At 57.3% G+C, this 13,076-nt stretch carries 10 protein-coding genes; 5 read left to right on the forward strand and 5 right to left on the reverse strand.

The genetic code is table 11. From position 1 onward, the window contains the following. Positions 1–32 precede the first annotated feature (32 nt). The 3 genes from copA (at position 33) to ybaK (ending at position 4,074) form a co-directional block, all read left to right on the forward strand. Positions 33–2,546, forward strand: a complete 2,514-nt coding sequence (copA, locus tag EGO56_RS14330) for a copper-exporting P-type ATPase CopA (protein WP_135909842.1) — start codon at positions 33–35, stop codon at positions 2,544–2,546. Between the two features lie 71 nt (positions 2,547–2,617). Continuing rightward, positions 2,618–3,421, forward strand: coding sequence for a TraB/GumN family protein (locus EGO56_RS14335; protein WP_135909844.1), 804 nt, complete (start codon positions 2,618–2,620; stop codon positions 3,419–3,421). A 173-nt stretch (positions 3,422–3,594) separates the two neighbouring features. After that, the gene (ybaK, locus tag EGO56_RS14340; protein WP_033731793.1) at positions 3,595–4,074 is read left to right on the forward strand and encodes a Cys-tRNA(Pro)/Cys-tRNA(Cys) deacylase YbaK; all 480 of its coding nucleotides are present in this window, start codon (positions 3,595–3,597) and stop codon (positions 4,072–4,074) included. On the opposite strand, the gene EGO56_RS14345 is transcribed toward ybaK, so the two are convergent. Continuing rightward, positions 4,071–4,940 carry a LysR family transcriptional regulator gene (locus EGO56_RS14345; RefSeq protein ID WP_041457183.1) on the reverse strand — a complete coding sequence of 290 codons (870 nt, stop codon included), beginning with the start codon at positions 4,938–4,940 and terminating at the stop codon, positions 4,071–4,073. The genes ybaK and EGO56_RS14345 overlap by 4 nt on opposite strands. A gap of 89 nt (positions 4,941–5,029) precedes the next feature. Between EGO56_RS14345 and EGO56_RS14350 the strand changes: the two genes are divergently transcribed. Next, positions 5,030–5,461: a multidrug/biocide efflux PACE transporter gene (locus tag EGO56_RS14350; RefSeq protein WP_013357032.1), complete on the forward strand. Its 432-nt coding sequence runs from the start codon at positions 5,030–5,032 to the stop codon at positions 5,459–5,461. A gap of 34 nt (positions 5,462–5,495) precedes the next feature. Here EGO56_RS14350 and ushA read toward each other — a convergent pair whose 3' ends face one another. Beyond that, positions 5,496–7,211 carry a bifunctional UDP-sugar hydrolase/5'-nucleotidase UshA gene (gene ushA, locus EGO56_RS14355; RefSeq protein WP_238349023.1) on the reverse strand — a complete coding sequence of 572 codons (1,716 nt, stop codon included), beginning with the start codon at positions 7,209–7,211 and terminating at the stop codon, positions 5,496–5,498. A gap of 605 nt (positions 7,212–7,816) precedes the next feature. On the opposite strand from ushA, the gene ybaL reads away from it, so the two are divergent. Then, entirely contained in the window at positions 7,817–9,511 is a 1,695-nt protein-coding gene (ybaL, locus tag EGO56_RS14360; RefSeq protein WP_013357030.1) for a YbaL family putative K(+) efflux transporter, read from the forward strand. Between the two features lie 359 nt (positions 9,512–9,870). Here ybaL and EGO56_RS14365 read toward each other — a convergent pair whose 3' ends face one another. The 3 genes from EGO56_RS14365 to adk all read right to left on the reverse strand — a co-directional run bounded on the left by EGO56_RS14365 (position 9,871) and on the right by adk (position 12,947). Further along, complete coding sequence (locus EGO56_RS14365) at positions 9,871–11,172, reverse strand: inosine/guanosine kinase (protein ID WP_013357029.1); 1,302 nt, start codon at positions 11,170–11,172, stop codon at positions 9,871–9,873. A 57-nt stretch (positions 11,173–11,229) separates the two neighbouring features. Beyond that, entirely contained in the window at positions 11,230–12,189 is a 960-nt protein-coding gene (hemH, locus tag EGO56_RS14370) for a ferrochelatase (protein WP_013357028.1), read from the reverse strand. A gap of 113 nt (positions 12,190–12,302) precedes the next feature. Beyond that, entirely contained in the window at positions 12,303–12,947 is a 645-nt protein-coding gene (gene adk, locus EGO56_RS14375) for an adenylate kinase (protein WP_013357027.1), read from the reverse strand. Positions 12,948–13,076: the final 129 nt, after the last annotated feature.

Genomic DNA, 13,076 nt, shown 5'->3' on the forward strand with positions numbered 1-13,076 from the left:
TCGGTCAAATGGGATCACAAGAGGAGTTGATTATGTCACACACTATTTCTCTGGCACTGGACGGCTTGTCCTGCGGCCACTGTGTCAAACGCGTCAAAGAGGCACTGGAACAGCGCGACGACGTTGACCAGGCCGAGGTGACCCAACAGGAAGCACAGGTCTCGGGTCACGCGGATGCGGCTGCACTGATCGCCACGGTTGAGCAGGCGGGCTATCACGCGACGCTGAAAACGGCGGACGCGTCCCCAAAGTCTGAACCGTTGACAGCATCGGAGCCGCCGCCGGAGGCGCTGACAACGGAGACCCCTTCTCATCCGGCAGAAAAAACATTATCTGCCCATATGCTGCTGATTGAAGGCATGACCTGCGCCAGCTGCGTAAGTCGGGTGGAAAAAGCGCTACAGCAGGTCGCAGGCGTCAGCCAGGCGCGGGTCAATCTCGGCGAGCGCAGTGCGCTGGTGCTGGGCGATGCTGACCCGCAGCAGCTGGTCGCTGCCGTTGATGCCGCGGGTTATGGCGCGCAGGTGGTGGATGACGAGCAGGAGCGACGTGAGAAGCAGCAGCACAGCGCCCGCAGCGCGATGCGGCGTTTCAGCTGGCAGGCGGCTGTCGCGTTAGCCTTTGGCGTACCGCTGATGATCTGGGGCATGGTGGGCGACAACATGATGCTCACCGACCATAACCACGGCATCTGGCTGACGCTGGGCGTCGTGACGCTGCTGATCATGGTCGTGACCGGCAGTCACTTTTATCGCAGCGCCTGGCGCAGTTTACGTAATGGCAGCGCCACCATGGATACGCTGGTGGCCCTCGGCACCGGCGCGGCCTGGATTTACTCCTTTAGCGTGGTGCTGTGGCCCGACTTTTTCCCGCCGCAGGCGCGCCATCTCTATTTCGAAGCCAGCGTGATGATTCTGGGCCTGATCAATCTGGGGCATGCCCTGGAGCAGCGCGCGCGTCAGCGATCGTCTAAAGCGCTGGAACGACTGCTGGATCTGACACCGGCTCAGGCGCGGCTGGTCGATCAACAGGGCGACAGACTGATCGCGGTCAGCGACGTCCAGCCCGGCATGACGCTGCGGCTGGTCACCGGCGATCGGGTGCCGGTCGATGGCGAAATTGCTGCGGGTGAAGCCTGGTTTGATGAAGCGATGCTCACCGGCGAAGCGGTGCCGCAAAGCAAAAGTCCGGGTGCGGCGATCTTCGCTGGTACCCTGGTGCAGGATGGCGCGGTAGAGTTTATCGCCCGGGCGACCGGTAATCACACCACCCTGTCGCGCATTATCCGGCTGGTTCGTCAGGCGCAGAGCAGCAAACCGGACGTGGGCCGCCTGGCCGATCGCATCTCCGCTGTGTTTGTGCCGGTGGTGGTATTGATTGCGCTGCTCAGCGGCGCAATCTGGTATCTGTTCGGGCCGCAGCCACAAATCGCCTACATGCTGGTGATCGCGACAACCGTCCTGATTATCGCCTGCCCCTGTGCGCTGGGACTGGCGACGCCGATGTCGATTATTGCCGGTGTGGGCCGCGCGGCCGAGCTGGGTGTACTGGTGCGCGACGCCGATGCCCTGCAGCGCGCCAGCCAGATCGACACCCTGGTGTTTGATAAAACCGGTACCCTGACGGCCGGAAAGCCGCAGGTCAGTGAAGTGCTGGTCTGGGGTAATGCCAGCCGTGAATCGGTGTTAACGACTGCGGCTGCGCTGGAGTTCGCCTCGGGTCATCCGCTGGCGAAAGCGATTGTCGCCGAAGCGAAGCTGACTCAGCCAGCGTCGTTAACGCAATTTCGTACAATACGCGGCAAAGGGGTCAGCGGTAGTCTGGATGGCAGAACGCTGCTGCTGGGTAACGCTGCACTCTTGCAGGATAACGGCGTTGATTGCCGGGCGGCAGAAGCAGCGATTACACGCCTGACGCAACAGGGTGCCACGCCGGTGTTACTGGCGGAACAGGGGCAACTCACCGGGCTTATCGCGCTGCGCGATCGGCTGAGACCGGAAAGCAGTGCAGCCCTTAAGCGACTGCATCAGCAGGGTTATCGCCTGATTATGCTGACCGGCGACCATGAAAGTACCGCACGCGCCATCGCTGCCGAAACCGGCATTGATGAAGTGATTGCAGGCGTATTGCCTGAAGGCAAAGCGGCTGCAATCGAACAGCTACAGCAGCAGGGTCGTCGCGTCGCGATGGTCGGTGATGGCATCAATGACGCACCTGCACTGGCGCAGGCGGATGTGGGCATTGCGATGGGTGGCGGCAGCGATGTGGCGGTAGAAACCGCGGGTATTACGCTGATGCGCGCCGATCTTAACAGCGTAGCAGATGCGTTAGCGCTCTCTTCCGCGACGCTGCGCAATATCCGGCAGAACCTGTTTGGCGCATTTATTTATAACAGTATTGGTATTCCGGTAGCCGCGGGCGTGCTCTATCCGCTGACCGGCACCCTGCTCAGCCCGATAGTGGCAGGTGCGGCGATGGCGCTCTCCTCCATTACCGTGGTCAGCAATGCTAACCGCCTGCTGCGTTACCGGCCACCGCGCCAGTAATCGCCGTTTCAGCGCTGTTTTTCACGCTCTGAAGTCGCTAGCATGGGGTTTTGAATCGCAAAGGACCGGGAATGACAGGCAACATCTGGCGCTCACTGCGCGGCTTTATCAGCCAACTTTTTCCCGCCAGTTACCGCTGGCCTGCGCTGGATGTCCGGCTTGGCGATCGTCAGCTGCATCTGGTGGGCAGCATCCACATGGGAACGCGTGACATGCAGCCGTTGCCCGCTCGCCTGCTGCGGCAGTTGCAGCAGGCGGATGCGCTGATTGTGGAAGCGGATATTACCCAGGGTGGTTCACCCTTTGACCATTACGGCGATCGTCCTGCGCTCTCTGAACGACTTGAGAGTAGCGCGATGCAAACGCTCACCGCACTGTGTCAGGAGATGAGCCTCACGCTTAGCCTGCTGGATAATCTGCCTGCCTGGCAGGTGGCGCTGATGTTACAGGCTCAACAGGCACAGAGGCTGGGATTACGGCCTGACTACGGCATTGATTATCAGCTGTTGCAGGCAGCGAAAGGCCTGAACAAACCCGTGATTGAACTGGAAGGCGCCAATGCGCAGATCGCCCTGCTGACCGCGCTGCCGGATGATGGCATGGCACTGTTAAAGGATACGCTGCTGCACTGGCATACTAATGCACGACTGCTGCAGATGATGGTGAGCTGGTGGCTTGATACACCGCCACGCCAGCCGGAAATCACCCTGCCCGCGACGTTCAGTCAGGCGCTGAATGATACGTTGATCGGTCAGCGTAACGCGCAGTGGTGTGACAGGCTGCAGGGGTTAGCGGCGGGAAACTATGTGGTCGCGGTGGGTGCTTTGCATCTTTACGGCGAAGACAATCTGCCTGAGATGCTGAAGAAGCCCTGAAAAAAAGAGAGCCGATAAGTTTATCGGCCCGTCAAAGAGGAATTTGTTTATGATTTTGGTTATCGCTCAGCAATCAGATTGCTGGCGCGCGGCCAATTTTACGCAAAGAACAAAATTTCGCCACCTTTTTCCCTGATTCTGCGCAATAAGATTTTTCTTAGTAAGGAACCTGTATGACGCCCGCCGTAAAATTGCTGGAAAAACAAAAGGTCAGCTTTACTCTGCATCCTTATGAGCATGACAGTAACGAAACGCATTTTGGTGACGAAGCGGTCCGCAAGCTTAATCTTGATGCGCGCCAGGTCTATAAAACGCTGCTGGTGGCACTGAATGGTGAGGCGAAACAGCTGGCGGTAGCAATTACGCCGGTATCGACCCAACTCGATCTGAAAAAGGTGGCAAAAGCGCTGGGCGCCAAGAAAGCGGATATGGCCGATCCGCAGCTGGCACAGCGGGTTACCGGCTATCTGGTGGGCGGCATCAGTCCGCTGGGGCAGAAAAAGCGTCTGCCCACGGTAATCGATGACTCTGCCAGCGCGTTTGACGCCATGTTTATCTCTGGCGGCAAACGGGGCCTGGATATTGAACTGGCGCCTCAGGATCTTTCACGCCTGCTGGACGCGCCATTTGCGGATATCGCCCGCCACGACTAAACCCGCGGCTGGGCGCACAGCTGATCGATCATCCAGCGCCCCGCCGGACCGGGCGGCGTTCGTCGTGACCAGACGACTTCAACGGCGATGTGCTGTGGCCAGCCCGACATCGACAACTCTTTCAGCACGCCATGCCCAAACTGTTTCACCAGCCAGCGTGGCAGAATCGTCCAGCCAAATCCCTGCTCCGCCATCTCCAGCAACAGTAAATAGGTGGGCGCTGACCAGATGCGACCCATGGGCGCGGGTTCATGTGCCTCAACCCAGGTGTTAAGTCGCAGATGCCGCACGCTTTCCAGTTCGCTTTCGCTCAGGGTATCAGGCTGTGCCAGCGGATGATCGCGATGTAAGAAGACCGCCATCTGCGCTTCAACCTGCAGCCGCGCCACTGCGATATCAACCGGCAGATTGGGCTGCGCCCGCACAACCCCCAGATGTACCCGCCCGGCCTGCAGCAGATCCAGGACATCCCCATCTTCAGCAATCATGACTTCCAGTTCGATCTCCGGATAACGGGCATCAAATTGCCTCAGCAGATGTTCATGATGATCGGTTTGCCAGAAATCGGACATGGCAAAACTGAGCCGCGGTTCAACGCCCTGCGACAGACGTATCGCCAGCGCATCCAGCCGCTCGCTGGCCGACAGAATCTGCTGAACCTGAGGAACAACCCGGCGTCCCTGCTCGGTGAGGATCGGCTGACGGCCCGTGCGATCGAACAGCTCAAAGCCGAGGTCATCTTCTAAATTTGCCACCGCTGCGCTGATGGTGGACTGACTTTTACCCAGCGCACGCGCGGCCGCCGAAAAGGAGCCACTCGCCACGGTCTGCATAAACGCCTCAAGGGATTCCGGGGAGTATCGCATCTGTTCCATCGCTTTTTTCGATAGGTGTTCATTTTATCTTAGCATTCTGACATGTGAAAATGCGCCGCATTATTGAAGGAGAACAAACAATGCGTACCCGCTCACTTAAAGAACGTATTCTTCATGCTGTCTGCTTTGAAACGCTGGCGATTCTGACCGTTTCGCCGCTGGCAGCATGGATCATGAATAAACCGCTGTTTCAGATGGGCTCGCTGGCGATCATGCTCTCTACGGTCGCGATGCTATGGAATATGATTTACAACAGCGGGTTTGATCGGATCTATGCGCCAGGCCAAAAACGCGGTCCGGGCGTGCGCGTGTTACATGCGCTGGGATTTGAAGGGGGATTTATCCTGATTGGTCTGCCGATCGCTGCCCTGATGCTGGATATCACCTTGTGGGAAGCTTTCCTGGTCGAAGTGGCCTTCTTCCTCTTCTTCCTGCCTTTCACCATGGCTTACAACTGGGGGTGGGACAAACTGCGCGAGCGCTGGATCAGACGTCACCCCTGCCGGGCATAAGAAAAACGGGAGGCGCAAGCGCCTCCCGGTCAGTTCAATGCGTGGCGGCTGTTTCGTTCCCCCACGGCCAGATCCACGCCAGAATCATTTTGGGATAGTTACGCTTCCGCGCTTTCTCTGCTGCCTCATCCCGCGCACGAATCTGCTCATCGGTCAGATGCACGATCTCGCCTTTCGGCTGATAGTCACTGGCTTTAACCGGTGAATGCGCCTTAATGAAGTCGCGCAGCACCTGCGCATCGACTGCTCCGCTGTTGACGTACCCGGCATGATTATCCAGACGCGGATAGCCGTCGCCGCCCGCCGCATTAAAGCTGTTGGTCGCCATGCGATAATGCTGCGTATCTTCAATCGGTTTGTCGTCAATACGGACGTTACTGACATGCTTTCCGTCGGCGGTCAGGCTGATACCAGCAAACTGGGCATAGCCACCTGAGTCAGGCTGAATATTGGCGACCACATCCAGATATTTTTTGATCTCTGCGCCGGTCAGGCTGACCGAGACCACCTGGTTGCTGAACGGCTGGACCTGAAGCAGGTCACGCCAGCTCAGCTTGCCCGATTTCAGCGAGGTGCGAATACCGCCGCCGCTCATCACCGCAAAATCGGCTTTAGTATGCGCCATCTGGGCGCGCAGAATCAGCTGGCCGAGATTAGTCTGCTCAAACCGAACCTGCTCTTTTTCACCACTGAAGTCGCCGTCAACGCTGCCGACATTCAGGGTCAGCTTCACCTCTGCCCGCTTCTGAAACGGCATCAGCAGCTTCATCATCGCGGTATTTTTCGGGATCTCTTCCTGCCAGGTGAGCCAGGTTTCACTGCCATCTGCATTCTTCACCTGATGTTTGAGGTTGACCGGCACCAGCTGATAAGCCTCCAGCGACACCTCTCCATTACGGAAGGTGAAGTCGCCACGGCCGACATATTTGCCCCACTTGTCGGCCTGCATAATCCAGATGCCGTTCTGCTGATCGGGTTTGCAGGGCTGGCCGGGCTGATAATTTTTAACGCTGACGTTCTCTTTTTCCATGCAGACCGCATCATGGGAATGTCCACCCACAATCAGGTCGATTGTGCCGGCAGGCAGGCTGCGGGCCAGAGTGACGTCATCGATGCCGTTGCTGCCATGCTTGCCGTCGTCATAGTGGCCAAGGTGAGTCAGCGCGACAATCACGTCCGGCTTCTCGGCGGCACGCAGTTCAGCAACTGCCTTCACCGTCTCCGCGACAGGATCGCGGAACTCAGTATCTTTCAGCCCAGCCGGGTTAGCCAGTTTTGCGGTGTCCGGGGTAATTAACCCGACGACAGCAATTTTCAGCCCGAGACGGTTGAATACCGCCCAGGGTTTAAACAGGCGCTGATCGGTGCCTTTCTGATAAACGTTGGCGGCCAGCAGCGGGAATCGCGCCCACTTCTCCTGCTTGCGCAGAACCGCAATCGGCTTGTCGAACTCATGATTGCCCAGCGCCATCGCGTCATAGCCAATCAGGTTCATCGCGCGAAAATCGGGTTCAGCATCCAGCTCGTCGGACTCCGGCACGCCGGTATTTACATCTCCGGCAGAGAGAATCAGTGCGCCTCCACCTCTGGCCTGGACATCGTAGCGCATGGTATCCATCAACGTTTTCTGCGCCGCCAGACCATATTCGCCCTGCGCATTAAACCAGAAGTGGCCATGCTCATCGTTGGTGTGCAGCAGGCTGAAACGATAGGTGCGGTCGGCCTCGGCGGCCTGTGAAAACAGCGGCATCAGGGCCACCAGTAGCGCCACACCTGCCCCTGTCCATTTTGATAACAACACGGTGATTCTCCTTAATTTACTTTCTGGCCCGATTATCTGCCGCTTTGCCCCACTGTGTCGCATATTCCCCCGGCGAACTCAAGGCCAATGCACATCTGCGTGCATGCAGGTGCTCACGCTTTTCGTCTCTGCTTCCCCTTTGCAGAGCAGGAAAGTGGCCGCAGAGTGACCCCGTGCAAAAGCGGGTTATCGTGCCAGCCCGGGTCCGGTTTCTCACGGCTGAGCAGGAACAGGCAGTAAACCATGTTGTTAACCGATTGTTTACTGCTGCAAAAGTGCCGCTGGCAGGCTTTAACCTCTCTGCATGCACATTTCACCCATATTCGTGCCAGACCGGCGTAATTTACTGAAGCTAATTTTTATTTATCCGGCCCTGTTTAAAGCGTCAAATCAGCCAATATTATGGATAATGGACAAAAACACCCTTTCGATTGTGGTTTTGACTTTTTTTCATGATTTTTTAAGGTATTCCCGCAAATTGCTCAGCGAAAGAGGTGATTTTGTTTTAAACTCATTTGTTACAAGCGGATACATTTGTATACAAGGAGACAGGCATGCATCACACCACACCGTTGATCACTACCATTGTCGGAGCGCTGGTTCTGGCATTTCTCCTTGGGATGCTGGCAAACCGCCTGCGTATTTCGCCCCTCGTTGGCTATCTGATGGCCGGCGTGCTGGCTGGCCCCTTTACGCCCGGCTTTGTCGCAGATACCAATCTGGCCCCTGAACTGGCAGAACTCGGCGTTATCCTGCTGATGTTTGGTGTCGGCCTGCACTTCTCAATGAAAGATCTCATGTCGGTAAAGTCGATCGCCATTCCCGGTGCCATCGCGCAGATAGCAGTCGCGACGTTACTGGGAATGGGATTGTCATGGACGCTGGGATGGTCGTGGATGACCGGCCTGGTGTTTGGTCTCTGCCTCTCTACCGCCAGTACCGTGGTGTTACTGCGCGCGTTAGAGGAACGACAGCTGATTGACAGCCAGCGCGGACAGATAGCCATCGGCTGGCTGATTGTCGAAGATCTGGTGATGGTGCTGACGCTGGTGCTGCTGCCAGCCATTGCGGGCATGATGGAACAGGGCAACGCCAGCGCCGGACTACTGGCCTGGGACCTGCTGTGGACCATCGGCAAAGTCGCTGCGTTCATGGTGCTGATGATGGTGGTGGGACGCCGTGCCGTGCCCTGGATCCTCGCCCGCAGCGCCGCCACCGGCTCACGCGAACTGTTTACGCTGGCGGTGTTAGCGCTGGCATTGGGCATCGCCTTTGGGGCCGTTGAATTCTTTGATGTGTCGTTTGCGCTGGGTGCTTTCTTCGCCGGTATGGTGCTGAACGAGTCGGAACTGAGCCACCGCGCCGCACGCGATACCCTGCCGCTGCGTGATGCGTTTGCCGTGCTGTTCTTTGTTTCGGTCGGCATGCTGTTCGATCCGTCGATTCTGGTGACGCAGCCGCTGGCAGTGCTGGGCGCACTGGTGATTATCGTAGTAGGCAAGTCGGTCGCCGCGTGGCTGCTGGTGTCACTGCTCGGCCATTCGCGCCGCACAGCACTGACCATTTCGGTCAGCCTGGCGCAGATTGGTGAGTTCGCCTTTATTCTGGCCGGTCTGGGCATCTCGCTGGGCCTGCTGAGTGATGAGGGCCGCAACCTGGTGCTGGCCGCCGCCATTCTGTCGATTATGCTTAACCCGATTCTGTTTACCCTGCTGGAGCGTTTCCTGGCCAAAACGGAATCCATGGAAGAGCAGACGCTGGAAGAAGCGATCGAAGAAGAGAAGCAGATCCCGGTGGATTTCTGCAATCACGCAGTGATTGTGGGCTATGGCCGGGTTGGCAGCCTGATTGGTCAGAAGCTGCTTGAGGCTAATGTTCCGCTGGTGGTGGTTGAAAACTCCCGTACACGGGTCGAAGCGCTGCGCGAACAGGGCATCAAGGCGGTGCTGGGGAATGCCGCTCGCGCGGACACCATGGAACTGGCACGGCTCGACTGCGCCCGCTGGCTGTTACTGACCATACCGAATGGCTACGAAGCGGGTGAAGTGGTGACGGCGGCGCGTGAAAAACATCAGAATATCGAGATTATCGCCCGCGCTCACTATGACGATGAGGTGGAGTACATCATGGAGCGTGGCGCTTCGCGCGTGGTGATGGGTGAACGTGAGATTGCCAGCAGTATGCTGCAAATCCTGCAGGATGAGATGACGCAGGGCGAAGATTTACAGCCCTGCGACGTCGTGCGCTGATGCGTTTTTAGCAAGGCCTCGCAGGCTACTGATATATCAAAATCAGGGTAAATTTTACCGCAAATAATAAACTCAATACGCAGGGAACATGGGCAGAGGAGGAAAGCGTCCCGCGCCATGGACAAAAACGCCGGGAGCGTTTTTGAACAACGCAACGCGTTGGCCCTGCAACGGGCGCACCTCAGGGATGAGGTGCGTAATCGTGCGGGCCGAGCGGCCAGGGATGGTTTAAGCGCCTTTCCGATCTGACCGTGTTCCCTTAGCAGGCTCGATCTCACCGCTAAACGAGCCAGACATTGCCAGTCATCTAAGGCCCTTCTGTTCAGAAGGGCCTTTTTTATGCGTGGCAATGACCCGCGTTACCGATCCCAGTAAGACTCTTCCAGACTGTCTTCCCGCTCCGGCAGGCCGCGGGTTAAACGCGGTGAATGCTGATTCAGCACCTGATAGCTGACGCGGTTGGCATACTTACACACCTGTGCCAGCGACGAATAGGTCAGATACGGACGCGCATGTTTACTGGAGTTCGGCACATTCAGGCTGTGATAGTTGTTGGCCGTAATGTCATGCAGCAACGCCGCCAGCGCACCATCTCCGGCACCGTTAGTGTTCATGATCTTTTCTGGTCCGCCCATATAAGGCGCGATGTGCGAGAAGATGCGCAGCGGCTGCTGGCAATCCTGCTGGCGCATCACGCGGCTGAACTCATACTGGTTGAATTCCGCAATCGCGCCAGGCAGCAGCGGGTGGTTGGTTTTGCGTTTGAACTCGTCTTCGGTATAGCCCGCCATATAAAGCCCAATCGGGCCAGCGGTGCAGAGCACCAGATCCACCCAGTCCAGCGCCATATTGGAAGCAAGCAGCGGATCGGATTCGCCGGTCAGCGCCAGCGCTTCCTCCTCGTTCATCGCCACGATGCTGACGTGCTCGCGCAGGAAATCCCGCCAGAACTGAGGATTGTCGCCAATCACATGTTTGGTGCCCAGCGTCAGCACCACCGGCACGTTGTGGCGTTTGGCATATTCAATCGCCTGTAACGTTGCCTGCGGCATGGGTTCACCTTCGGCGCAGCGCACCAGATAGGAGGTCAGCACCAGCGCAGACGCTCCGGCAATCACCTCTTCCGGCACATTATCCGGATGCAGCTGGTTCATCTGGCCGGGGCTGATCGCGAAGGTGCGCTCGCCATGTTCGCCAATCAGCGTAAAGCAGCGGCCAATGGCGCCATCAACGCCCTGCAGATAGTTAAGATCGACCCGGCTTGAGGTGTTGCAGAGATAGCGATAGGCGTAGCCGCCAATCTGGATATTGTTGCACATTACGCCCAGCAGCACGGAGCGGTCATCGGCCAGCACCGAGAAGTTGTGCAGCGTGTTACCAATGGTGCCACCGGCAAACTGATGGGTGATCAGCGCATCGCGCATCAGCTCGTTGTACAACGCTTCCGCGACGGCATTATCGATAACCAGCGAGTGCCCGGCACTCAGGCCGTAACGGGCGAGAAAGTCGTCATCGACTTTGGCTTCGATATCCACCAGCGTCTGGTCGATACCCACCACCCAGCTGCCGGCATCAACATCGTGCTGAGCGGGCTGTAACAGGGGATCGCGTGCGCTGACGGGAAAGTAGTGTTTGGATTTGCGTTTGCCGGGAAATTTCATCGGGAATGCCGTCTGGAAAAACAGGCGGAGAATGATATCACACTCTCCGCCTTCGCTTTAACGGCGTGCGTCGACCAGTTGCACCATCATGTCGATATGCGCCTCATCGGCGTTCAGCGCAGGGATATACTCAAACTTCTCACCGCCGGCATGCATAAAGATTTCGCAGTTTTCACCACTGATCTCCTCCAGCGTTTCCAGGCAGTCAGACGAGAAGCCCGGACTCATGACCTGAACATGTTTGATCCCTTTGGCAGGCAGACTTTCCATGGTCTTGTCGGTGTAAGGCATCAGCCACGGCTCACGACCAAAACGCGACTGGAAGGTCATCATGTACTGATCCTCACGCAGACCCAGCGCTTTGACCAGCGCCGCCGTGGTATCAGCACAGCGCTGCGGATAGTCATCGCCTTCGTTGGCGAAGCGCTGCGGAATGCCATGGAACGACAATACCAGCAGATCGGGCTGACCGTGCCGCTCAAACGAGCGCTCTACCGTCGCTTTCAGTGCAGCGATATAGGCCGGATGTTCGGCGTAATCACGGATAAACTGCACATCGGGCAGCGAGCGATACCCTCTGAAGACGGTGGTCAGGCCATCCCAAACCGCGGCCACGGTAGAGCAGGAGAATTGCGGATAGAGTGGCAGCACAATCAGGCGGGTGACGCCCTGCGCCATCAGCTTATCCACTGCGCTTTTCAGGCTCGGATTGCCATAGCTCATACCCAGCTCGACAGGCATATCGACGCGAGCCGCCAGGGCATCGCGCTGACGCTGACTGTAAACCAGCAGCGGTGATCCACCTTCCATCCAGACCGATGCGTAGAGCTTCGACACGCGCGGCGAGCGAAACGGCAGAATGACAGCATTGAGAACCGGCCACCAGAGCCAGCGTGGTGCATCGACCACGCGCGGATCGCTTAAAAACTGTTTCAGATAGCGTTTAACTGCAGGTGTGGTTGGGGCGTCTGGCGTACCTAAATTAACCAATAACACGCCGGGCTTATCTTGCCTCATTTGAGTTCCTTGATGACAACGGGGATGCGTGAAAACAGGGAAATTGTAGCGGAATTAGTGGGAGGTAAAAGCAATTACTGCAAAAGGGGCCAGTGATACCGGCCCCATTGAGCTTAGCCGAGGATCTTAGCCAGCTCGGCACTCACTTCGGTCACCTTACGGGTGCCGTCGATTTTGTGATAGGCGGTGTTGCCCGCTTCCGCTTCTTTGCTGTAGTAAGCAATCAGCGGCGCGGTCATCTGATGGTATTCCACCAGGCGCTTACGCACGGTCTCTTCCTGATCGTCTTTGCGCGTGGTCAGCTCTTCGCCTGTCACATCATCTTTACCTTCCACTTTCGGTGGATTAAAGGTGACGTGATAAACGCGGCCAGATGGCGCGTGAACGCGACGGCCCACGATACGTTCAACAATCAGCTCGTCCGGTACAGCGAACTCCAGCACGTGATCAACGGTGATCCCGGCTTCTTTCATTGCATCTGCCTGAGGAATGGTGCGCGGGAAACCGTCCAGCAGGAAACCGTTTTTGCAGTCTTCCTGAGTGATACGCTCTTTAACCAGCGCAATCACCAGCTCATCGGTTACGAGTTTGCCAGCATCCATGATGGCTTTCGCCTGGTTACCCAGCTCGCTGCCTGCTTTTACTGCTGCACGCAACATGTCGCCAGTGGAGATTTGCGGAATGCCGTACTTCTCCATGATGAATTGGGCCTGAGTCCCCTTACCTGCGCCCGGAGCTCCGAGCAGAATAATACGCATTGCGTAAATCCCCTTGCGAATCGCATTGATCTATCTTAGAAGCGGAAGAACATACCATTATGACCCGCTCATCACAAGGAAGGGCGAGGATCGCGCGAGGCGACATTAATCGCTTTTTGGCCCTGAACC

The sequence above is a fragment of the Pantoea vagans genome (genome assembly GCF_004792415.1).
Taxonomy (GTDB): Bacteria; Pseudomonadota; Gammaproteobacteria; order Enterobacterales; family Enterobacteriaceae; genus Pantoea; species Pantoea vagans.